General features: G+C 62.5%; 21 protein-coding genes and 1 pseudogene. 13 read left to right on the top strand and 9 right to left on the bottom strand.

Annotated features, from left to right (window positions below; all coding sequences use genetic code 11):
• A pseudogene (locus CIC12_RS22230) lies at nucleotides 1-185 on the top strand (IclR family transcriptional regulator); the annotation flags it as partial.
• Nucleotides 182-1033 carry an IclR family transcriptional regulator domain-containing protein gene (locus CIC12_RS22225; RefSeq protein WP_168667041.1) on the top strand — a complete coding sequence of 284 codons (852 nt, stop codon included), beginning with the start codon at nucleotides 182-184 and terminating at the stop codon, nucleotides 1031-1033. The pseudogene CIC12_RS22230 and the gene CIC12_RS22225, both read left to right, overlap by 4 nt.
• Nucleotides 1034-1108: 75 nt before the next feature.
• On the opposite strand, the gene CIC12_RS22220 is transcribed toward CIC12_RS22225, so the two are convergent.
• The 3 genes from CIC12_RS22220 to CIC12_RS22210 form a co-directional block, all read right to left on the bottom strand.
• Nucleotides 1109-1972 (bottom strand): MurR/RpiR family transcriptional regulator, encoded by an 864-nt coding sequence (locus CIC12_RS22220; RefSeq protein ID WP_168667039.1) that lies wholly within the window; start codon nucleotides 1970-1972, stop codon nucleotides 1109-1111.
• 83 nt (nucleotides 1973-2055) lie between these two features.
• On the bottom strand, nucleotides 2056-3138 hold the full coding sequence (locus CIC12_RS22215) for an ABC transporter ATP-binding protein (protein ID WP_168667037.1): 1083 nt from the start codon (nucleotides 3136-3138) through the stop codon (nucleotides 2056-2058).
• Nucleotides 3139-3183: 45 nt separating this feature from the next.
• Nucleotides 3184-3957, bottom strand: a complete 774-nt coding sequence (locus CIC12_RS22210; protein ID WP_168667035.1) for an SDR family oxidoreductase — start codon at nucleotides 3955-3957, stop codon at nucleotides 3184-3186.
• Nucleotides 3958-4289: 332 nt separating this feature from the next.
• Between CIC12_RS22210 and CIC12_RS22205 the strand changes: the two genes are divergently transcribed.
• The 3 genes from CIC12_RS22205 (at nucleotide 4290) to CIC12_RS22195 (ending at nucleotide 7425) form a co-directional block, all read left to right on the top strand.
• On the top strand, nucleotides 4290-5522 hold the full coding sequence (locus tag CIC12_RS22205) for an ABC transporter substrate-binding protein (RefSeq protein ID WP_168667033.1): 1233 nt from the start codon (nucleotides 4290-4292) through the stop codon (nucleotides 5520-5522).
• Nucleotides 5523-5686: 164 nt separating this feature from the next.
• Complete coding sequence (locus tag CIC12_RS22200) at nucleotides 5687-6577, top strand: carbohydrate ABC transporter permease (protein WP_168667031.1); 891 nt, start codon at nucleotides 5687-5689, stop codon at nucleotides 6575-6577.
• Nucleotides 6574-7425: a carbohydrate ABC transporter permease gene (locus tag CIC12_RS22195; RefSeq protein ID WP_168667029.1), complete on the top strand. Its 852-nt coding sequence runs from the start codon at nucleotides 6574-6576 to the stop codon at nucleotides 7423-7425. The genes CIC12_RS22200 and CIC12_RS22195 overlap by 4 nt, the downstream gene beginning before the upstream one ends.
• 135 nt (nucleotides 7426-7560) lie before the next feature.
• Here the strand turns inward: CIC12_RS22195 and CIC12_RS22190 are convergent, their stop codons facing one another.
• Complete coding sequence (locus CIC12_RS22190; RefSeq protein WP_121323699.1) at nucleotides 7561-7854, bottom strand: DUF1330 domain-containing protein; 294 nt, start codon at nucleotides 7852-7854, stop codon at nucleotides 7561-7563.
• A 136-nt stretch (nucleotides 7855-7990) separates the two neighbouring features.
• Nucleotides 7991-9028: a nitrilase-related carbon-nitrogen hydrolase gene (locus CIC12_RS22185; RefSeq protein WP_342030560.1), complete on the bottom strand. Its 1038-nt coding sequence runs from the start codon at nucleotides 9026-9028 to the stop codon at nucleotides 7991-7993.
• 101 nt (nucleotides 9029-9129) lie between these two features.
• Between CIC12_RS22185 and CIC12_RS22180 the strand changes: the two genes are divergently transcribed.
• From CIC12_RS22180 to CIC12_RS22145, 8 genes are all read left to right on the top strand, one after another.
• Entirely contained in the window at nucleotides 9130-10026 is an 897-nt protein-coding gene (locus CIC12_RS22180; protein ID WP_168667027.1) for a LysR family transcriptional regulator, read from the top strand.
• A gap of 477 nt (nucleotides 10027-10503) precedes the next feature.
• Complete coding sequence (locus tag CIC12_RS22175; protein ID WP_168667025.1) at nucleotides 10504-10854, top strand: DUF4148 domain-containing protein; 351 nt, start codon at nucleotides 10504-10506, stop codon at nucleotides 10852-10854.
• 118 nt (nucleotides 10855-10972) lie between these two features.
• Nucleotides 10973-11767, top strand: coding sequence for an alpha/beta hydrolase (locus CIC12_RS22170; RefSeq protein WP_168667023.1), 795 nt, complete (start codon nucleotides 10973-10975; stop codon nucleotides 11765-11767).
• A gap of 186 nt (nucleotides 11768-11953) precedes the next feature.
• Nucleotides 11954-13102 (top strand): 6-bladed beta-propeller, encoded by a 1149-nt coding sequence (locus CIC12_RS22165; RefSeq protein ID WP_168667020.1) that lies wholly within the window; start codon nucleotides 11954-11956, stop codon nucleotides 13100-13102.
• 201 nt (nucleotides 13103-13303) lie between these two features.
• Nucleotides 13304-14194 (top strand): LysR family transcriptional regulator, encoded by an 891-nt coding sequence (locus tag CIC12_RS22160; RefSeq protein WP_168667018.1) that lies wholly within the window; start codon nucleotides 13304-13306, stop codon nucleotides 14192-14194.
• A 373-nt stretch (nucleotides 14195-14567) separates the two neighbouring features.
• The gene (locus tag CIC12_RS22155) at nucleotides 14568-15734 is read left to right on the top strand and encodes a CaiB/BaiF CoA transferase family protein (protein ID WP_168667016.1); all 1167 of its coding nucleotides are present in this window, start codon (nucleotides 14568-14570) and stop codon (nucleotides 15732-15734) included.
• Nucleotides 15731-16492, top strand: coding sequence for an enoyl-CoA hydratase (locus tag CIC12_RS22150; RefSeq protein WP_168667014.1), 762 nt, complete (start codon nucleotides 15731-15733; stop codon nucleotides 16490-16492). The genes CIC12_RS22155 and CIC12_RS22150 overlap by 4 nt, the downstream gene beginning before the upstream one ends.
• 27 nt (nucleotides 16493-16519) lie before the next feature.
• On the top strand, nucleotides 16520-17833 hold the full coding sequence (locus tag CIC12_RS22145) for an MFS transporter (RefSeq protein ID WP_168667012.1): 1314 nt from the start codon (nucleotides 16520-16522) through the stop codon (nucleotides 17831-17833).
• A gap of 83 nt (nucleotides 17834-17916) precedes the next feature.
• Here CIC12_RS22145 and CIC12_RS22140 read toward each other — a convergent pair whose 3' ends face one another.
• The 4 genes from CIC12_RS22140 to CIC12_RS22125 form a co-directional block, all read right to left on the bottom strand.
• The gene (locus tag CIC12_RS22140; protein ID WP_168667010.1) at nucleotides 17917-19425 is read right to left on the bottom strand and encodes an argininosuccinate lyase; all 1509 of its coding nucleotides are present in this window, start codon (nucleotides 19423-19425) and stop codon (nucleotides 17917-17919) included.
• Between the two features lie 147 nt (nucleotides 19426-19572).
• The gene (locus tag CIC12_RS22135; protein WP_168667008.1) at nucleotides 19573-20013 is read right to left on the bottom strand and encodes a hypothetical protein; all 441 of its coding nucleotides are present in this window, start codon (nucleotides 20011-20013) and stop codon (nucleotides 19573-19575) included.
• 347 nt (nucleotides 20014-20360) lie between these two features.
• On the bottom strand, nucleotides 20361-22058 hold the full coding sequence (locus CIC12_RS22130; RefSeq protein WP_168667006.1) for a purple acid phosphatase family protein: 1698 nt from the start codon (nucleotides 22056-22058) through the stop codon (nucleotides 20361-20363).
• A 322-nt stretch (nucleotides 22059-22380) separates the two neighbouring features.
• Nucleotides 22381-22800 carry a hypothetical protein gene (locus tag CIC12_RS22125; RefSeq protein WP_168667004.1) on the bottom strand — a complete coding sequence of 140 codons (420 nt, stop codon included), beginning with the start codon at nucleotides 22798-22800 and terminating at the stop codon, nucleotides 22381-22383.
• Nucleotide 22801: the final 1 nt, after the last annotated feature.

Here is a 22801-nt window from a genome sequence, read left to right as displayed (position 1 = left end):
GCCTGAGCGCGCCGGTCCTGGACGGCGACGGCCGTTTGCTGCTCGCGCTGACGGTGATCGGCTCGAGCGGCGTGATCGATGTCGCTGCCGACGGCCCGACCGCTCGCGCACTGCTTAACGCTGCCCACGACATCGGCGCCGACCTGGCGGCCGCACGTTCTCTGACACTTTCTTCCGCATCGTGACCGACTCTTCTGACCGCTTTCCCCCTTCAGCCGCCGATGCGAAGCCGCAACGCGGCATCCAGTCGCTCGATAGCACGGGCGAATTGCTGACTGCGCTGGTCACTGCGGGGCGCCCGTTGAGCTTGCGCGATCTGGCGGCGGCAGCCGACATGCCGCCGGCGAAGGCATTCCCGCACCTCGTGAGTCTGCTGAAAATCGGCCTGCTCAATCGCGATGCGGCCGGCTGTTTCGAAGCCGGGCCGCTCGCGCTGGAACTGGGTTTGATCGGCTTGCAGAGACTGTCGCCGACGCGTGAAGCGGAGCCCGAAGTGGTCGAGCTGGCGGCATCGACGGCAATGAGCGTGGCGATGGCGGTGCTCGGGCCGCTCGGGCCGACCGTCGTGCGGCTGGAGGAATCCGCGCGACCTTTGCATGTGAGCCTGCGGGTCGGCACGGTGCTGTCGCTGGTGAACACCGCGATTGGCCGCGTGTTCGCAGCGTATGTCGCGGATGATGTTCGCGCGGGTCTGCTCGCGCAGGATCACTTGCGGTTGGCGGGGGCGGGGACCGGAGCCCCCGTTGCGGACAAACCGGAATTCACGCCGGCGAGCCCACCCTACGCGCAACGACTCGCGCAGATCCGCGCGGACGGCATCGATACGGCATTGAGCCGCCCCGTGCCCGGCATCAGCACCCTGGCCACGCCGGTGTTCGACCATACCGGCAGCATCTGCCTCGTGCTGGCGTTAATGGGACCGAGCGGGAGTTTCGATAGCGAACTGGTGGGCGGCCCTGCACAGACGTTGCGTGCGGCGGTGTCGAGGCTCTCGCGCAGGTTTGGCTGGATGCCCGCAACCGACGGGAGTTGAAGAAGAGTGGGCCGGCGCAAGGCCATCGACTTCTGAACAAACCACACATGACCACCGCGTGCTTGACGTCAGCACTCAATCGCCCGCGTCCTCCGGCCCATGCGATGCCAGCCTGGCCTTCGCATGCCGCATCTTCTCGAGCGTCTTCGGTCCGGCCTTCAGCGCTACGCCAATCGCGAGCGCATCCATGATGCACAGATGCACGAGCCGCGACACGCCCGGAGTGTTCGGATCGACCGGACTCGGCACGCGCAGCAGCAGCGGAATATCGACGAGCCACGCGAGCCGGGAACCGACATTGGTCAATGCAATCGTGGTCGCGCCGCGCTCCTTGGCAATCTGAATGCTCTCGTTCACCTCGACGCTGCGGCCTGAATGCGAAATCGCAAAGGCTACGTCGCCCGGTTCCATCAGGCCCGCATACAGCCGCTGCAAATGACCGTCGGTAAACGCCGTGGAAGCGATATCGATTCGCAAGAACCGCAACGCCGCATCTTGCGCGACGAGCCCCGAGCCGGATCCCACGCCGAAGAAAAACACCCGCCCCGCGCTCGACAACGCCGCAATCGCACTCTCGACCACCGCCGGGTCCAGCGCCCCGCAGGCATGCGTAATGCCGTCGATCGCCGCCTCGCCGACCTTGCCCATCAAGGTTTGCACGTCGTCGTCACGCGCCACCGCCGTCGATGCGTACGGCAGCCCCCCCGCCACGCTCTGCGCCAGTTGCATCTTGAAGTCGCGCAGCCCATGCGCGCCGATCGCGCGGCAAAAGCGCGTGACGGAAGGCTCAGACACCTCCGCGCGTTGCGCGAGTTCGGTGATGCTTGCGCGCATGGCGAAGTCGACGTCGCTCAACACCATGTCGGCGACCTTGCGTTCGGCGGGCCGCAAACTGGCAAGTGCGCTGCGGATGTGGGGAATCAAGTTCGGTGCGGACAACCGGTGTTCCTCGAGGGTTAAATGAATCCGCGTCGCTCGCAGCTTCGATCGGCTTGAATGGCGTTCAAGCGGCAACACGCGGTTCAGACCAGCCTGCGTCCACTCTCCGTATCGAACAGATGAATATGCTCGGCCGGCAGGCGCAGCGTCACGCGCTGGCCAGGCTCGACCCTCGAGCGCTGGCGCGTCGTCACGCACCACGTGTTGCCGCCTATTTTCCCGTACAAGTGCGTCTCCGCGCCGGTCGGCTCGACCACTTCGACGTCGAGCACGGCGTCCGGCGTCTGCGTGATCGTTTCGATATGTTCGGGCCGCACGCCGAGCGTGACCTTCGCGCCGGCCGTGGCCGTGGCGGGCACGCTGTCCAGCACGATCCCGGCGCCCTCCGCGAGTTGCAGCGCAAGGCCCGGCCCTTGTGCGCGATTCACGATCACGCCCTCGGCGAAATTCATCGACGGCGAGCCAAGGAAGCTCGCGACGAACAGGTTCGCCGGATGATCGTACAGTTCCAGCGGACGCCCGATCTGCTCGATGCGCCCCGCGTTCATCACGACGATGCGGTCGGCCATCGTCATCGCTTCGATCTGATCGTGCGTGACGTAGATCACCGTATTCCTCAGCCGCTGATGCAGCGCCTTGATCTCCGTGCGCATCTGCACGCGCAGCTTGGCATCGAGATTCGACAGCGGTTCGTCGAACAGAAACAGCGACGGCTCGCGCACCACCGCGCGCCCCATCGCGACGCGTTGCCGCTGACCGCCCGAGAGCGCGCGCGGCAAGCGGTTCAGATAGCCGCCGAGGTTCAGCATCTTCGCGGCGGCTTCGATGCGCGGCTTGAAACTCGCCGAGGATTCCTTACGAATACGCGGACCGAACGCAATGTTCTCGTAGACGGACAGATGCGGATAGAGCGCGTAACTCTGGAACACCATCGAGATATTGCGCTGCTGCGGCGCGAGCGAATTCGCCCGTGTGCCGCCGATCATCAGATCACCGCCGCTGATCTCTTCGAGTCCGGCCACCATCCGCATCAGCGTGCTCTTGCCGCAGCCGGACGGCCCCACTAGCACGACGAACTCGCCGTCGTCGATGTCGAGATCGATGCCGTGCACCACTTGCGTGTCGCCGTAGCGTTTGAAGATGCCGCTCAGTTGCACTGCTGCCATGCTGTCCTCATTGTCTTGCTGCGTTGATCCGGAGTGTGTAGCGGCTCAAAGCGATTCGAGCGTCAGTTCTTCCGCCATCAGACGATTGCCCGCCATCAGACCACCGTCGACCGGCAACGCGACGCCGGTAATCACCCGCGCCATCGGCGATGCGAGAAACAGCACCGCGTCGGCGATGTCGTCGGGTGTCGCGAAGTCGCGCAACGGGTACCACTTCTTCAGATCCTCGAAGACCTGCGGATTCTTGTCGACACGCGCCTGCCAGGCCTGCGTCTTCACGGTGCCCGGACACACGATGTTGGCGCGAATGCCATAACGGCCCAGTTCGATCGCGAGCGCCTTCGTGTAGCTGATCAGTCCGGCCTTCGCCGCGCTGTACGCCGGATGACCGAGCGCGGCCAGGCCGTTCACCGAACCGATCAGCACCAGCGCGCCGCGCTGCCGCTCGATCATCGACGCCCGTACCGCCTCCACCGTGTGATACGTGCCGTTCAGATTCAGATGGATATCGCGCTGCCAGCTCGCGGCATCGGTGGTGGCGAGCGTCGTGCCCAACGCCGCGCCGGCGTTCGCGACCAGCACGTCCACCGGAGCGCGTGTGTTGACCGCGGCGGCCACCGCTTGCTGCACCGCGGCGGCGTCGCCGAGATCAACGGCGATTGGCGTAACGTGCGCCGCGCCCAGTTGCGCGGTCAACGCGCTCAGCGCGGCCGCGTCGATGTCGAGCGCGAGCACCGTATCGCCCGCTTCCACGAAGCGCTTGCACAACACGCTGCCGATGCCGCCGCAAGCGCCCGTTACCAACACCACACGATTCATGTCGCCTCGCTCCTCGATCTCACCGCCCGGCAGCTTCGCGGCGTGTAAATTTCCTACAAACCTGACGGCGAGACTATTGGCCGGTCATCCCGAAGATTGGGTATTCCTGACATCGCCTGATGAGAATACCCCCTGTTTTACAGCATCATATGCACAAAATCAGGCGAAAAAAATATCGCAGACCCTACGTGACAAGCAATTTTGCGTCATGTAGGATTTTTTCAAACAAATCAACCCACGCGGCCGGCGACGGCAGCAGACCACCCCACCATCGTTGGATGGAACCGGAGCAAACGCGAAAGCGCCCACTCCGTTCGACACAGGAGAGAGAAATGTCGTTGCATGCCCGTGCTTCCCTCGCGCTCGGCAAAGTTGCCGTGGCGCTCGCGTTTGTAGGTATGGCCGTCTCGGCTCACGCCGACACGGTCCGCGTCACCGTCGCCCACTACAGCGACGCGACCGCGCCGTACTTCGAAAAAATGGCCCGCAACTTCGAGAAGGCCAACCCCGGCACGACCATCAAGATCGAAGACGTGAACTGGGACACGCTGCAACAGAAGCTGCAAACGGACATCTCCGGCAACGCCAACGCCGACCTCGCGATCGTCGGCACGCGCTGGCTGCTCGACTTCGTGAAGGACGACGTGGCCGAGCCGCTCGACGGCTATATGGATGCGAACTTCAAGGGCCGCTTCATCGGTCCGTTCCTCGCGCCCGGTCAGATCAACGGCAAGACCTACGGCCTGCCGATCGCCGCGTCCGCACGCGCGCTGTATTACAACAAGGATCTGCTCGCGAAGGTCGGCTACCCCGACGGTCCGAAGACCTGGGACGACGTGATCGACGCGTCGAAAAAGCTGAAGGCGCAAGGCATTGCCGGCTTCGGTCTGCAAGGCAAGGAAATCGAAACCGACGTCTACTATTACTACGCGCTGTGGACCAACGGCGGCGACGTGGTCGGCAAGGACGGCAAGGCGGCGTTCAATTCGCCGGCCGGCATCAAGGCAGCCACGCTGTACAAGACCATGATCGATCAGGGTCTCACGCAACCGGGTGTGACCGGCTACAGCCGCGAAGACGTGCAGAATCTGTTCAAGCAGGGCCGTGTCGCGATGATGATTTCGGCGCCGTTCCTCGCGAAGCAGATCAAGAAGGAAGCGCCCAATCTGAAGTACGGTATCGATCCGATTCCGATGGGCACCACGCACGCCACCTATGCCGTCACCGATTCGATCGTGATGTTCAAGAACTCGAAGGTGAAGAAGTCGGCATGGAAGTTCCTCGACTATCTGTTCACGAAGGAACCGCGCGTCGAGTTCACCACGACGGAAGGCTTCCTGCCGACAACGAAGGCCGAAGCGACCGATCCGGCGTTCAACGATCCGGATACCAAAGCATTCGTCGCGCTGCTGCCGACGGCCCACTTCGCACCGACCGTGACCGGCTGGGAAGACACCGCGAAGGCCGTCACCGACTCGATGCAGTCGATCTACCTCGGCAAGGCGCAGCCGGCTGCCGCGCTGAATGCGGCGGCCGCGCAAGCGAACAAGTCGCTCGGTCATTGATCGCGTCGTAGCTTCGAGGAAATTCGTTGAACCCGGAACGCGCGCCGCCGTTGCCAAAATGCGGCGCGCGTTCCGGTTGTGATGCACCTGATCGCATCTGACGTTTTCGGCCCATTCCGTCGCGCCCGCTGCATAACGCGGGCGCGTCTTACGATCGAGCAAGCATGAGCCGTTCCGCTTCTTCGCGCTTGCAAGCGCCCTGGTTGCTGATTGCGCCGAGTCTGATACTGGCGCTTTTCATCATCAGCTATCCGATTTTCAACATCGTGTGGCAATCGCTGCACGAAGTCTCACGCTTCGGCGCGATTCGCGATTTCACCGGCCTGCAGAATTTCTCGACGGTTTTCAACGACCCGGTTTTCATTGCGTCGACCCGGCGCACGATCATCTGGACCGTCTGCGTGGTGGGCGGCACGGTGCTGATTTCGGTGCCGGTCGCCCTCGTGCTGAATCAGGATTTTCATGGACGCGGCGTGGCGCGCACCATCGTGATGCTGCCGTGGTCCGTCTCGCTGACAATGACCGCCGTGGTCTGGCGCTGGGCCTTCAACGACGACTACGGCATGGTCAACGTCACGTTGCAGCGGCTCGGCTTGATAGGCGGACCAATCCATTGGCTCGCGACGCCAGAACTCGCGTTCCCCGTGGAGATCGCCGTCGGCATTCTGGTGTCGATTCCCTTTACTGTGACGATCCTGCTGGGGGGCCTGTCGTCGGTACCCGGCGACATCTACGAAGCCGCGCGAATCGACGGCGCGAGCGCATGGCAACAGTTCCGCAAGCTGACAATGCCGCTGCTGCGCCCGTTCATCAACATGACGATCCTGCTGAACGTGATCTACGTGTTCAACTCATTCCCGATCATCTGGGTGATGACGCAAGGCGGCCCCGACAACAGTACGCACATTCTCGTCACGTACCTGTATGAGCTCGGGTTCCGGCTCGGCCGTCCCGGCGAAGCCGCCGCCGTCTCGCTGATCATGCTCGTCATGCTGTTCCTTTTCTCGATCGCCTATCTGCGCCTGCAGCCCGCGAAAGAAGGAGATCCGTCATGAGTTTCGACGCGAAGATGAAGCGCTCGCTGTGGTGCTGGCTCGCGCTGTCGCCGCTGGTGGTGGTCGTGCTGTTTCCGTTCGCCGTCATGTTCTTCACGGCGTTGAAGCCGGCTTCCGAGATCTTTGTCTATCCGGCGCGCTGGCTGCCTGTGCAATGGCAGTGGCGCAATTTCATCGACATGTGGGAAGCGGCCAACTTCGGCGTGGCCTTGCGTAATAGCACGATCATCAGCTTGCTCTCGACGATGCTCGCGCTGGCGGTGAGCTTGCCCGCCGCTTATGCGCTCGCCCGCTTTCCGTTTCGCGGACGTGGCCTGTATCGGCAGTTTCTGCTCGTCACGCAGATGCTGTCGCCCATTCTGCTCGTGGTCGGTCTGTTCCGGCTCGCCGCGATGATTCCATTTGGCGATGGCAACCTGGTCGATTCGAAGATTGGCGTGATCGTTTCGTATGCGGCCTTCAACATCGCGTTTGCGGTGTGGATGCTGTCTTCGTACTTCCAGACGGTGCCGCGCGATCTGGAGGAGTCGGCCTGGCTCGAAGGATGCGGGCGCACCAAGGCGGTGTTCAAGGTGTTCCTGCCGCTGGCGGTGCCGGCGATCGTCGTGACCGCGATCTTCACGTTCATCAACGCGTGGAACGAGTTCGCGGTGGTTTATACGTTGATCCGTTCGCCGGAGAACAAGACGCTCACCGTGCAGGTGACGGATATGGTCGCAGGGAAATACGTCGTCCAGTGGCACCTGGTGATGGCCGCTACGCTCTGCGCGACACTGCCGGTTTCGGTCGTATTCGCGTGGTTGCAGAGGTATCTGGTGAAGGGGCTGGCGTTGGGGGCGGTGAAGTGAGCTGGCGCGGGTCGAAAGACGGTGGCGGCCTGCTCGCGCGGCGAGCCGTCAATCCAATTCTGCATTGACGGCCCAACACCTCACTACTGCATATCAGTGCGATAGGGCATAGCCTTGCCCACCACACCGACTGCGCTAGTCCGTGCCACGAACAATGCGCAGATCGCGCTCGACGCCGTCACCCAGCGCTTCGAGCGCTTTCTTGTAGGCTTCGCTTTCGTAAGCGGCGACCGCCTGCTCGTAACTCGCAAACTCGATGACGACAGTGCGCTCCTTCAAGCCCTGCTCGCGCGCTTCATCAGCGACACCGCGCACGATGAACTTGCCGCCGGCGGCCGCCACGGCAGGCGCGGCGAGTTGCGCATAAGCGGCCAGCTTCGACGCGTCGTTGGTCTTGCGGTAGCTCGTTACCCAATATCCTTTGCTCATTTGCCTCTCCTTGTTCTACGGTTCAACAGCGGTCGCGGGCTTACATAGTAGCAAAGAGAGATCATTGCGTTGGTCGGCGAAGGCGTTTGTCGTTTGTCGATGCGCGCGGCTGAAAAGCGGCGTTCCGCGCTTTCCGCTACCGGATTAGCCGGCCGCGACCGACTACCGCAAAACTGAGCGCGACGGAACCTGCGCGCGCCACCCTTGGCGCATCGGCGACTGTCGCTGCCTCACTCGACGTGCGGGCCAATGGCCCATAGAGGCTCGCCCGCCGGCGCATGAGCCACTGCCGGCCAATGCTTGAGTCGATCAGCGCTGAATTCAGATCCGCCGAAACGATCGTGCGTGATTCGCCAGTGCTTTCGGCCAGAATGCGTCCACATGGGTCCAGAATCATTGCTGTCCCCGCAGGAGCCTGTTCGTTTTCGTTGCGCACATCGGCGCCGTCGCTGAATGCGACGAACATGCCGTTGTCGCCGGCGCGAGCCGGTAGCCATCGACGCAAGCAGCTTGCAGCATCACTGTATTCACCGACGTCTGCGTTCGCGCTGGCGTTTGCGACACGCCGCCCTGAGTTGCCACCAGCCCTCCGTTTCCTCGACACGAGGCGAAGCTGCTCTTCGCTTGCGCGGCTCACTCCATATCTTCGATGCGGGGCGACGAGCAGCGTCGCGCCCATCAGCGCCGTCATGCGCACGTTCTCGATCAGATAGTTGTCCGCGCCAATCAGGATGCCGATACGAACGCCCCACGCCGTGTCGAAAACGGTGAACCGTTCTCCACATTCGATTCGCCGATGTTCGAACGCATACAGCTTGCGATGACAATGGCGCGGCCCGCCCGGCATGCAGATTACGTAGCTGTTGAACAGCCGCCCGTCCTGCGCACGCTCGATCAGGCCGACGCCCGCGGCCACACCGGTGCTTTCGACAGCGTCGGCGACCGCGCTGAGCGCAGGCCCGTCGAGCCGCTCCGCTAGCGCTTCGAGTTCACGCCGATGGAGCGAGGTGAGATCCGCACCTCCGACGAGACATGCTTCCGGAAACACCGCGAGATCGATTTGATCGCGAGCGGCAAGCGCGAGCCACTGCGCCACACGTTCGACGTTCTGCGATACCTCGCCCCGAAGCGATACCAGCGGGATGGTTGCAACGCGCAGCATTGAAGCGGACACAATGAGTACCTCATGACAGGGATCGCTGGAACACCGTTATTGGACCGCTTGCCATTCAATACGTAAAATGAATATTTCGACACGTTCAATAGATTGGTGGAATGGAACTCAAACTGCTCCGTGCTTTCCTGACCGTCGCCGAACTGCGTCATTTCGGCCGCGCGGCCGACGAACTATGCGTCAGTCAACCCGCGCTCAGCAAGCAGATCGTGGCGTTGGAGTCGAGCCTCGGCGCCCGCCTGTTCGAACGCGGCAGACATGGCGCCGAACTCACGACATTCGGCGCAGGGTTTCTCGCCGACGCAACGGCGCTAGTACGGGATGCGGATGAGATCCTCGCGCGTGCCCGCGAAGCAAGCGGCGGAAAACGCGGCTATTTGCGCGTTGGCCTCGGGCTCTCCACGCTCAACTTCGCGCCGCCATTGATCGCTGAATTCCGCAGGCGCTATCCGAACGTGAGCGTCACGCTCAACGATCTGTCGTCCGCGGAACAGACTCGCCGGCTGCTGGGCGGCAAGCTCGACGTCGGCTTTCTACGTTTGCCTGCCGACCCTGCGCTGTCCACGTTCCCCGTACTCGATGAACAGCTCGCGCTGGCGATGCCACAACAGTCGCGCTGGAAACGCATGCCCGCCAACCTGAATGAGTTGAACGAGCCGGGATTCATTGCGCTTGCACGCGGACGCGGCCCCAGCCTGGCCGCACAAATTGATCACTGGTGTGGCGAGCACGGCTTCGTGCCGCGCGTGATCCAGCAGACCGACGATATCCAGTCGGTCCTCGCGGCCGTCGCCGCTGGCGTGGGCGCGGCGTTTCTGCCATCGCGCGTGCAGTATTTGCTGCGCGACGCGAAGGTCATGCCGCTGCGTGATGCGGCGGCGCAGTGGCGTGTCGGTCTGGCGTGGCAGTCCACGCGCGATGATCCGGTGACGGCGCGTTTCGTTGAATTCGTGCGAAGCGCCGCGCGGTCGGTGGGTCGAGCGTCCAAGGGAAAGTGACCGGGTGGCGGGATAGCACCTCTCACGCACTCACGAATGTAGTTACGCAGCACCGTGGCTGACTCCGCTTGGCCTTGACACGGCTACAGCCCTTTCCGTTGCGGTCCGTTTCTTTCACATTCATTACTTTCAAGCACGCCGCAACCTCCCGCGATGGACGCCTTGCGCGCCCCCTCGCCAATTGCCTGCATGTCCCCCATTTCAGCGGAATGTAAGACTCGCCACTGCAACTTCCCCTGAAAAAAGTTTGGAATAAGCGGCGGCTCGACGTGTTTGCCTCTACAAGAACGACTGCTGATACCTGCGACGCGAATGCCAAAAGAGGAACGTGTGTCCCCGCTTTAATCGCACACGGTTTGCCCAAGCAGGCAGGTAGACAGAGACGTATCTTTTATCACGTTGGCACGCATCTTTATTCATCCATTAATTAGCCATCCATATTAAACAACTTTTCATTGATCAAAAGGAATTTTCATCATGAACAAGACTCTTGCTGGCATCGCTCTCGTTATCGGCACATTGGCCGTCCCCGCACTGAGCTTCGCACAATCGAATGCTCCGCTGACTCGCGCCGAGGTGCGCGCCGATCTGGTTCGCGTCGAGCAGGCTGGCTATAGCCCCTCCGCTGGCAGCGACACCACCTACCCGGCCAATATTCAGGCTGCCGAAGCGAAGATCGCCGCACAAACCACTTCGCAAACGACCCAATCAGCGTACGGCGGTGTACCGCAGAACGGCAGTACTTCATCAGGCGCACACGCACGCAGGTCGATGGGCTCCGACTGTGTAGGTCCGGTGAGCTTTTGCAATCTCTTTTTCGGCAGTTAAACGGTGTGCCTACGGCACGCCAATTTAATCTTCCATGAAGAGCGGCGTTCCTACTATCACTGGTTGATCACCTGAATCTGTTCAAAAGTAATCTCTAATCGCCTAATCGGAGTTCGTCATGAAGTTTCTGCCTCTCGTCGCCACAGCCCTGTCATTGTCGGCGTCGCTCTTTGCATCGACTGCCGCGATGGCGCAAGACACCCAGTCACCCCACGCACCTGTGCACAACATCGTTCTCGTTCACGGCGCGTGGGTGGACGGATCGGGTTGGCAGCCGGTCTATAGCCGGCTGACCAAAGACGGCTACCACGTCACCATCGTGCAGGAACCGCTGAGCTCGCTCGACGACGACGTCGCCGCGACCAAACGCGTTCTCGACCAGCAGAGCGGTCCCACGATTCTCGTTGCGCACAGTTACGGCGGCTCCGTGATCACCGAAGCCGGCGTGCATCCGAACGTCGTCGGCCTCGTGTACGTGGCGGCGCACGCGCCCGCCGTCGGCGAAAATGAAAGCGACCTCGGCAAGGGCATGCCGAGTTATACGTCGAAGCAGTCAGGCGCAATCATGAAGACCGCCGATGGCTACACCTCGCTGAATCCCGCGGACTTCCCAAAGGATTTCGCCGCCGACCTGCCGCTCAGGCAGGCCCAGTTCGAATCACACGCGCAGATTCTGACCGCGGCAAAGGTCTTCTCGACGCCGCTCACGGCCGCCGCGTGGACCAGCAAGCCGAGCTGGGGCATCGTCGCGGCGGACGACAAGATCATCAATCCCGATCTCGAACGCTGGTACTACACACGGGCGCACAGTCACACGACCGTGCTTGCAGGCGCAAGCCATTCGGTCTACGAATCGCGCCCGAAAGAAGTAGTGGCTGTGATCGAAGATGCGGCGAAGCATGCCGAACAATGACCAAACCGGCATCGCCCGCGAGAGCGAGCGATACCGGCACGCGACCCGGAACACGTAGCACCGCGCCCGACTCTCCTGGCGCAAAACGACGACTTAGCTATTAAGCGTTTTGTGCACTACGATTGCCTTTGCACGTTTCGAGCTCGACGACGTGACTAACCAGGCCGATCACATAGGAGACACCGAATGAGCGAGCAATATGGGGCGTTTTGTCCGTGCTGTGGCAGCGCGGATCATCGGGCAATGAGTCGTCGAACGTTCATGAATCTTATCGCCGGCACGGCGGCCGGACTCGCGATGCCTGCGGCATTCGCGGACACACAAGACGTGCCGTCCATTGCTTACGATTCGGTTGCCAATCCCGTTCATTTACCTGAAAACACCTATTTCGGCGAATGCTCCGGCGTCGCGCTCAACTCGCGCGGACACATTTTCGTGCTGTCGCGCGGCAACACCAATGGCCCCGCGTATGGCGCGGCCGCCGCGCAACTGCTGGAGTTCGCACCTGACGGACGCTTCGTGCGCGAGATCGGCCACAACCTGTATGCGTGGTCGTTCGCGCACACTGTCAAGGTGGACCGGCAGGACAACATCTGGGTGACGGACAAAGGCTCCGACATGGTGATCAAGTTCACACCGGACGGACGGGTTGCCATGGTATTCGGTCGCAAGCAGGAAGCCGCCGACGAGGAAACCGGCCCGCTCAAGCATCCCAATCCGCCGCTGCCCTCGGAACCCGGGCGTTTTCGGCAGGTGACGGACGTCGCGTGGGACGCCGCGGGCAACACGTACATCAGCGACGGCTATATCAACTCGCGCGTGGCGAAAGTCGATCGCGACGGCAACTGGATCAAGTCGTGGGGCGACCGGGGCACGGGTCCGGGCCAGTTTCATACGCCGCATAGCATCGCTGTGGATGCGCACGATAATGTCTACGTCGCCGACCGTAGCAACCGCCGCATTCAGGTGTTCGACACCGAAGGCACTTTCCTGCGGCAATTCACCATCGACTTGCCGGTGCCACCGGATGCGCGTCCGGCGATCGGCAACATGCCCGACGAAGCGGCGATCGCAGCCGGCACGTTCGCACCCGGTTCGCCGTGGGCCATCTGCATTTCGCCGGGGCCGAACCAGGTGCTTTATAGCGCCGATGCTTTTCCGGGGCGCATCTACAAGATGACGCTGGACGGAAAAGTACTCGGCGTGCTCGGCAAGGCGGGCAAACAACCGAAGCAATTCGGCTGGATTCATCAGATGGCGTGTCCGTCGGAGAATGTGCTGTTCGTCGCGGAACTGCTCAACTGGCGCGTGCAAAAACTGATTCTGCATGCCTGAGCGACGACGGTGGCATCACATACACGCGAGTGTCTGACTGAAACGCGGCCAGCGTGACAGCAGACACCGCGTGCCGACCCGCTGCTAATCGATACTCACCCTTCCCGGTGGTATCACGCCATATCACCGATATCATTGACGGCATCGGCCACAGCCCGTGCGCGCCCGTCCCTTCGCTCAAAACAAAGTCTGGGGTTCGTTTTGAAATTCGACACGACAACCGTTCGGCTCGTCCTCGCTATCGTCGAGGAAGGCAGCATCTCCCGCGCCGCCGACAAGCTCAATCTGGCCGTGGCCGCCGCATCGCGGCGCGTGACGGATCTCGAAGAGCAACTCGGCGCGAAGCTGTTCAACCGTGTGCCGCACGGCGTCGAAATCACCGAATCGGGCGCCAAGCTGCTGCAATACGTCCGGCAGATCGACAACCTGATCGACCGGCTCGAAGGCGACGCGCTGGCGCTCAATCATGGGCTCGACGGCCGCATCATCATCGGCGCGCCGAAGGCGGTCGTGATCCAGTTCCTTGCCCGCGAGATTGCCGGCATCCAGCACAAGTATCCGGGCATCACGCTGAAGATCGTCGAAGAGAACAGCAAGATCGTGCAACAGCTGCTGCGCGACAAAGTGATCGACGTGGGCATCTATGAGAAGAAAAGCGGCTTTCTCGATCTCGCCAAATCGCCGTACCGCGACGACCGGCTCGTGCTCGTCTATAGCCGCGCGCATTTCCGGTTTCGCGACGAACCGCTCGGGATCGACGACATTCTCGATCTGCCCATCGTGAGTCTCGGCAAGGGCTCCGCGGTGCTCTCGGCCGTGCAGCGCGCCTATCGCAGCCGCGGACGCCTGTTCGCCAACAACTTCACCGCCAGCGGCTTCGACACCATGCTGGCGATGGTGCGTCATGGGCTCGGGGTCGGTCTGATGCCACCCGACGTGCTGCGCAGTTTTCATCCAGAGAAAGCGCTCGCATCGGCCGAGTTGCAAGGGGACTGGCCTCAGCGCAGCTATGTGCTCTCGTGTGTCGAAGGACACGCGCAGGAACAGACGTTGCGCAACGTGGTGACCGAATTGCTCGGCCACCCGGCATAGGCGTTCCACTCCCTCCGGTTTCGCCGCTCGCGAAACCAGACATGACGCGGTCATTCTTGCGGCGGCCTTTGCGGTCGGCGACAGTGGGGCATAACGATTAGCCGGAGACAAATCATGCCCCGTGGCCCTGGCGCGACCACCGACAGCATCGCGCGATGCACTCCCACGAAAAAGCGGTCAATGCACCGCGTCGCGGGCTCCTGACACGCCCTCACTCGCGCTTGCGAATTCCAGGCACCCTTCGGCAGCCATCCGTCTCAGCGTCTCGCGCTGACACCCGTCTTCCCCACACGCCTCGTTGCACCTTGGCGCGAGCGGGCAATCCTGCCGCCATGTCGAAACGACGAATCAACGTACCAAAAGGAACCTCGATATGACCGAATCGAAACATTTGCCGCTGCAAGGCATCCGCGTGCTGGACGTGAGTCAGGTCATGGCGGGCCCGTTCGCGTGCATGCTGCTGGCCGACCTGGGCGCGGACGTGATCAAGGTCGAGCCGCTGGAAGGCGATCAGACTCGCGGCGCGATGGGCTTCAAGATGAAGGGCCCCGACAGCATGGGCTTCCTCAACATGAACCGCAACAAGCGTTCTCTGACGCTGGACCTCAAGAGCGACGAAGGCCGCGAGTTCTTCTACAAACTCGCGAAGACCGCCGACGTGATCGTCGAAAACTACCGCCCGGGCGTGGTGCAGCGCCTGCATATCGACTACGAGTCGATCAAGGCAATCAATCCGAAGATCGTCTACGTGAGCATCTCCGGCTTCGGGCAAAGCGGCCCGTGGGCCTCGCGCCCGGGCTTCGATCTGATGGCGCAGGCGATGTCCGGTGTCATGAGCGTGACCGGCTACAAGGGCGGCAAGCCCGTGAAGGCAGGCGTGCCGGTGGCCGATATCGGCTGCGCGCTGTTCGCGGTGTACGGGCTGCTGTCGGCCTACATAGGCGCGCAGAAAACCGGCGAGGGTCAGCACATCGACGCGTCGCTGTTCGATTCGGTGATGGCCTTTTCGATCTGGGACATGTCGGAGTACTGGGGCACAGGCGTGCCGCCGACGCCGCTCGGCACCAGCAACAAGATGAGCGCGCCCTATCAGGCCGTGAAAGCGCGCGACGGCTACTTCGTAATGGGTGCAACCAATCAGAAGCTGTGGACGAAGCTGTGCGAATTGCTACAGCGCCCGGACCTCGTCGCGCACGCCGACTATGCGACCGTATCGCTGCGCCTGAAGAATCGCGAAGCGATGATCGAAGTACTGGAGCAGGAATTTGCCAAGCGCGACAGCGCCGAGTGGGTCGAGGTGATGCTCGCGACCGGCATTCCGGCCGGCCCGATCCTGTCCTACCCGGAAGCGTTCGAAAGCGAGCATGCCACGCACCGGCGCATGTGCATGGAGATCGACCATCCCCATGAAGGCAAGGTCAGGAACATCGGCTTTCCGGTCAAGATGCTCGGCACGCCGCAAACGGTGCGCCGCCATCCGCCGCTGCTCGGTGAACACAACGACGAAATCTTCGCCGAAATCAACGGAACGGCATCATGAACGAACCCGTCACCCTCACAGTGCATGCTTCGGGCGCGGCGGAGATCGTGATCGATCGGCCCGAGCGGCACAACGCCATGACGCTCGACATGTACGAGTCGTTGCTCACGCTCATCGGCCAGTGTGAACGCACCAGCGGCGTGCGCTGCATCCTGTTTCGCGGCGCGGGCGGCAAATCGTTCATTGCCGGCACGGACATCACGTATTTCAAGGACTTTCGGGACGGCCGCGATGGCGTGGCCTACGAGGCCTTCGTGGAACGCGTCATCGATACGGTCGAACGCATCGCGATGCCCACCATCGCCGTGATCGACGGCTGGGCCGTCGGCGGCGGCCTCGCGCTCGCGACGGCGTGCGACTTCAGACTGTGCAGCGATGCATCGCGCTTCGGCGCGCCGATCGCGAAGACGCTGTCGAACACGCTGTCCTCGCGCAACATCGCGCGGCTTCAGGCTGCCCTCGGCGTGCCGCGCGTCAAGAAGATGCTGATGCTCGCCGACTATCTGAGTGCCTCGGACATGCTGGAATGCGGGTACGTCCACGATGTTTGCTCGCCCGGCGCGTTGCAGGAAGCGGCGCATGCACTCGCGCAACGGCTCATGGCATTGTCGCCGGTCACGCAGAAAGCGGTGAAGGAGAGCTTGCGCCGCATCGTCATCGAACAGCGTCTCGACGACGAAGACCTGATCGACGAGGTGTACGGCAGCACCCGCTTCAAGGACGCCGTGATCGCCTTCACCTCGGGTGCGTCGAAATAACAATAAATGAACAACGTGGAGTGAGACATGAAACGATTGCAATTCAAGGCGACCACCACCGTCCTGCTGATGTTGTGCCTGATGTACTTCATCACCTACGTCGATCGCGTCAACATCAGCACCGCCGCCGGGCAATTCAAATCGGAACTCGGACTGAGCAACACACAGCTCGGCTTCATCTTTTCGGCGTTTGCGTATCCGTACGTGGTGTTCCAGTTCATCGGCGGCTGGGTGAGCGACCGCTTCGGCGCGAAGCGCACGCTGATCGCCTGCGCGTTCATCTGGGCGGTCGCGACCACGCTGACGGGACTCGCGGGCGGTTTCGCGACGCTCGTCGCGGCGCGCCTGCTGCTGGGTCTCGGCGAAGGCGCGACCTTCCCCGCCTCTACCAGCGCGATGGCGTCGTGGGTGAAGAAGGACCGGCGCGGTTTCGCCCAAGGCATCACGCATTCGTCGGCGCGGCTCGGCAACGCCATCGCGCCGATACTCGTGCTGGCGCTCATGACCGCGTTCGACTGGCGCTTTGCGTTCTATCTGCTCGGTGCGCTGAGTTTTGGCTGGCTCGTGTTGTGGTACATCACGTACACCGAGAAACCCGCGGATCACCCGCGCATCACCGACGAAGAGATTCATAGCCTGCCGCCGCCGAGAGTTCGCCCGGTCGAAGCGTCCGGCACCTGGGCGCGGCTTTATCGGCGCCTGTTGCCGGTCTCCGCCGTGTACTTCTGCTACAACTGGATTCTCTGGCTGATGCTGGACTGGATGCCGCTTTACTTCATGCACAACTTCCATCTGAACATCAAGAAGGCGGTCATATTTACGTCGGGTGTGTTCATTGCGGGCGTGTTCGGCGATCTGGCCGGCGGACTGATCAGCGATCGGCTGTTGCGCCGCACCGGCAATCTGAAACTCGCGCGCAGCGCCTTGGTCGCGTTCTGCATGACGATGACCGGCCTCTCGCTGATCCCCGTCGTGCTGATTCACGACCCGATGTACTCGCTGGTCTTCCTCGCCGCTGCGATGTTCTTCAATGAAATGAATATCGGCCCGATGTGGGCCGTTCCGATGGACATCGCGTATGACCGCTCGGGCACGGCGAGCGGCATCATGAGCGGCACGGGCTTCACGGCGGCGATCGTGAGCCCGGTGGTGGCCGGGTATCTGATCGATCGTCTGGGCAACTGGAACGTCACCTTTCTGTTGTCGATCTGCGTGATGGCTTGCGGCGTGCTGCTGACCTTCGTCATGAAGCCGGATGCGCCGTTTATCGGCAGTCTGAAGCCTGCGACGCCTTCGCCGCGTGCGGGTCGCGATGCTGCGTTCCCACTCGCGGACAAGTAGTCAAGCGCCTTATCGGATCTCCGCCTCGCGAGCACGGACGGATCAACGCAGTGCTCGCGAAGTCGCGCTGTCCAAGGCGATGGTCAATTCCCGCGCGAGCGGCCGAGCACCTTGTCGAAATCGACATCCAGTTTCGCCAGCGATCCGTCGATATGCGCGCGGTTCTCCTTGATCCACTGATCCTGCTGCGCGACGCGCGCGTTCGCTTCCTTCAGCATGCGCGCCATTTCAGCGGGTTGCGGACCGCCCGTCGTCGCGCGATTGTTCACGATCGACACTGGATCGAGCGTCGCACGGAACTCGGCTTCGCTCATCGGCAGATCACCGGCATACGGCGTCCCCGCCACCGTCTCCCGATAGATGCGTTGCGCGTCGGCGTACGGAAAGTCGAGCGGTTTGATGTCCTTCTGCCGCGCGTACTCCACGACATTCGACGCAAAATGATGACCGACCCGGAACGGCAATTTGTATTTGCGCATCAGGACGTCGGCGACTTCCTGCGACGCGGTCCAGTCGCTATTCAGTTCTTCGAGCGCGCGTTCGGGGTTGATCACGAGCGCGTTCATTACCGTCTGCCAGCCTTTGAGCGCGGCTATGCCGCTGTCGATCATCTCCGTGTTCGCCTTCACGTCCTTGGGATCGCTCATGCCGGGCGGCAGATTGTGCGCCTCCAGCACGACACCCTCGGCTTGCGCCAACGCAGTGGACGCGTCCGTGCGCGTGCGGATCAGCAGGCCGGGGTTGCGCTTTTGCGGCATCGCGCTCGACACGTACGTGTTGACGCCGCCTTCCTGCAGCAGAATCCACGGCCGAGACTCGGCGTATTGCGTCATCACGTCCTGAATGAAACTGCCGGTGTGCAGCGCCACGCTCGTGACGATCGCGCTGGCTTCGACCGGTTCGTCGACGGAAGAGATTTGCGAAGCGTCATACGCGTTGTCGACGATCGCATTGAAGCCGAGATAATGCGCCATCCGCTCGCGATTCAACGGCCAACTCGTGCCATTGAGCACCGTCGTGCCCATCGACGAACGGTCGACACGCTTGTACGCTTCACGAATGCGCTGCGCGTCGCGATCGAGTCCCGCGGCGAAGCCCAGCAAGTAGTGGCCGTAGCTGTTCGGTTGCGCCGCCACGCCGTTCGTGTAGTTGGGCAGGATGGTCGCCGGGTATTGGCCGGCAAGACGCACCAGCGTCGCGGTCGTGCGGTTCAGCTGATCGGCGAGGTTCAGCAGTTCGCCACGCAGAATCGCCGAGCGATACGTGGCGTGCATATCCTGGCTGGAGCGCCCTGCGTGCAATAGCGTCACGTCTTCGCCGGCCGCTTTGATCAGCAGCGGTTCGAACGTGATGACCGTAGCCGGACGTTTCGCGCCGGGTTGATTGCCGTCGGCGATGACCTTCGCTACACCCGCGGCGAGACGCGGGGCCATCGCCTTGTCGAGCAGCCCTTCGTCGGTGTTGATGACGACCGTGGCCTTGTTGATTTCACCGAGCCAGAAGAATTCGTCGCGCGGCGGCGTCGATTGGGCGAAGGCGGGAGAAGCGGTAAGGAGAACGACAGCAGGGAAAGTCCAGGCGAGTAGTCTCATGTCGGGCGCGCGTGGGTTCAAATGCGCCTGATTATATGATCGCCGTGGGTTCGGTATGAATCGGAAACCTGGGTTCCGATTCACGCATCCTGATGAATGCAACGTCGTGCTCGCGCCACTATGAATTCAAGCGCGAGCGTGACGCGTTCAGTCGTAGTGACGATGCTTGTGATGACGCTTGCCGGAGCGGTAGCCGCGCGAATAATCGTCGCCGTACGAGTTGGAGCGCGAGACGTTGCCGCCGAGCGCCGAGCCCGCGCCACCGCCCACTGCCGCGCCGATGAGGCCGCCCGAGCGGCCGCCCATCGCATTGCCGGCTGCCGTGCCCGCACCGCCGCCGAGCGCCCCGCCGATGACCGCGCCCGTGCGCTCGCGGCGATTCGACGTCACTGCACCGCCGGCGCCGCCGCCCACCGCACCGCCGATAACCGCGCCCGTGCTGCCGCCCACTGCGCCACCGAGCGCCGCGCCGGCCACACCGCCGAGCGCGCCGCCGAGCATGTTGTTCATATCGCCGGCCACTGCCGACAAAGATGCCGCAGCGGTCAACACAGCAACGGCAACCATCCGGATGATTTTCTTCGACATAACTGGTGTTTTATTTTCTTGAGACGGCGCCGAGTATAACCGGCCTGACGAAAGCCTTTTGTAACCACCCATGACCGGTCCGGTAAGACGTGTAACAAAATGACGGAGGGTGGTATGAGCGGAGCGTGTTGCGCAGCAGGAGAGCGATCGAAGCCGGCGGCTGCAACGTGCGCGGAAATACGCGGCATTGCATGCGACACACTCAAGAACAGCGAAGGGAAGAGGCGAAGACTGGCCTGTTGAAGTTATCCGGTTGACCGGGTCACAGGTTGTGCAGCCCGATGGCGGATCGACGAATCACCGTACTCCGTTGCGTCGCCGACCCGCCGCGCATGCTCATCGAGCAGTCACCCGCGGCGCTTCTTCTTCAACTCGATCGTCTCGAACAACTCGTAGTTCGGCGTCGGCGTCTGATCCGCACCGGGCGCGTGATAGTAGTTCATCGTGATCGTCGTTTCGCCGCCGCGATGTCCGGGGTCGTGATCGAACACCGCAATCCCGTAGCCCGTGCCGGTGTCGCGTTGCGCCGACCAGATCGCGTCCTCGACGGCGTCCGCGTTGGCGCGCGCGAACGTTCCCGCCGTCGTCCCCGCAACCGGCCGATTGGGTCGCGTGAAAATCCGCGCTTGCGGCTGGCCCGTGCCGATATCCACACCGTACACATCGAGCGGCGCGCTCGTGCCGCCGCCGCCGAGAATCAGGTGAATCGTGCCGTGGCTCGTGTCGAACGTCGACGCGCCCGACGATACCGCCGACATCACCGGCTTCGGTTGCAATGTATCGACCGGGCGGCCCGTCGCGATGTCGGTGCCCTTGTGATGATTGCAGCCGCGCACGGGATAGCTGCGCTCGTAGTCGTGATCGTGGCCGCACAACACCAGGTCGACACCGTAGCGGTCGAACAGCGGCAGCCAGGCCTCGCGGATGCCCTTATCCGAACCGTTGCCGGTCTGCGACGAACTCAGCGCGTCCTGATGCATCTGGACGATGATCCAGTCCACTTCGTCGTCCTGCGCGGCGTGGTGCAGGACCTTTTCGAGCCAGCGGGTCTGCTCGCCATCGCTATATCCGCGCACGTATAACGAGGTGCCCGGTTGAATCGGCGGATTGCCGGTGCTCGCGACCGGCACCAGCGGCGTGGGCCCGGCCACGAACGCTGCCGCGTCCTGATAGACGACGTCGTCCGCATCGAGCGAGATGAAGAGCACGGAGCTCACGCGGAAGCTGTACCAGCGGCCCTGGAAGCGCGAATGATTATCCGGCAGCGTATAGCGCGCGAGATACGACGCCAGTCCCTGTTCGCCGTTATTGAATTCGAGTTCGTGATTGCCGGGACAGGGCATCCAGGGCCGGTTCGACGCCGACGTCTGCGCGTTGTTGCCGAAGTCGCGCCACACCGCCGGCTGTTGCAGCGGATTCAGGTTGGCATAGCAAAGGTCGCCGTTGAGCAGGTGGAAAAGCGGCTGAAAGCGCTCGACCGCCTGCACCGCGAAGCGGCTTTGCGGCGACGACAACACCCAGCCGGTATTCGGCGTCGCGAGGTCGCCGTAGCTCGTCCAGCGAAACGGCGCGCGGCCGCGCGGCGCCGTGCGAAAGCTCGCGGAAAAAGGCTGCGCCGCGTTGTCGTCGTTCTCGGCCGTCACTTCGTACTGGTAATTCGTATCGGCCTTCAGATCGCGCAGACGCGCGTGATAGGCAAACACGACCTCGCCGTTGATGCCGTCGGTGTATGTGCCTTGCACCGCATGCACGGTGTGCCGCTTCGAATCCGCGCCGCTGAAACGCACCTGCGGATTCACCGCCGGCGCAAGCGACGCCCATGACACCGTGACTTCGCTCGTCGGATCGTTGCCCCAGGTCAGGTGAACCTGCTCCGGCGTGCCGTCCGGCGGATTGCCGTTGGCGGCCCGCGCCGCCGATGCCAGCGTGCCCGCCGCCGTGGCGAGGCTGGAGGCGCCGGCAAACTTCAGGAACCCACGACGCGAGACGATGGAAGCGCCCTGATCATCGGGCGGCGAGGCCTTGACGATTTTTTTGTTCGACATGTCCGGTGGTGTTGTATGAGGATGGAAGAACGCCAGCGCCGATGCCGGGCGCGTGTGGCTACTCGCGCTGAAGTGCGCGCTGCCGGCGCGGTGCGTGACGGATACGAGCATCGATCCTAGCCGTGAAGGTGTGACAACCGGATGAAAGGATGGGTTGTGCATGGCCGGTGTCGCGGTCGTTGCGCGTGACACGAAGAAGACAATGTGAAAAAGGAATGAGAACGGCGTGGCAGAAAGCCTGCCCTATGCGAATTGATCGCAGCACGTTTACTTTGTCTGCCGCGTCGGCGCGGCTGACGTACACGGCGGCCAGGCGCAGCCGCTAGCGCGTGGGCGGCTGCGGATTATTCGCCGGATTTGTATCGAATCTTGAAACGCGGCTAACGCCGTCTGCATCGACCAGTTTCAATAATTCGGTTTCCATCGCATCCGCGACGTCCCTGCCATAGACCTCGTCGCCGTCCACATAGATCGTGAACGACTGCAGATACTTCGCTTTCTTCTCCGGGTTCTCGATGGTGTCCCGCGTCCATTGATAGAGCGGAAAGTTTTCTGTCCCGAGTTTTTCCGCCTCGTTGACGTAATCGGCGAATGCATCGAACTGGCACCTCAACGTCGCGCCGTGTCTGCGCAGAATGTCACGAAGCGCGGCGTGCGCGGCACTCGTCGGGTCGCTGCGCAGTGCATCCGCGAGTTCAGGCGAGACGGTAATCCGCAGCTGGAGTTGCAGTGTAGAGTTCATT

This window comes from Paraburkholderia sp. SG-MS1, from assembly GCF_012275575.1.
In the GTDB taxonomy this organism is placed as follows: Bacteria; Pseudomonadota; Gammaproteobacteria; order Burkholderiales; family Burkholderiaceae; genus Paraburkholderia.
The sequence above is the reverse complement of the archived record's forward strand: the minus strand, read 5'-3'. Positions and strand labels throughout refer to the sequence as shown.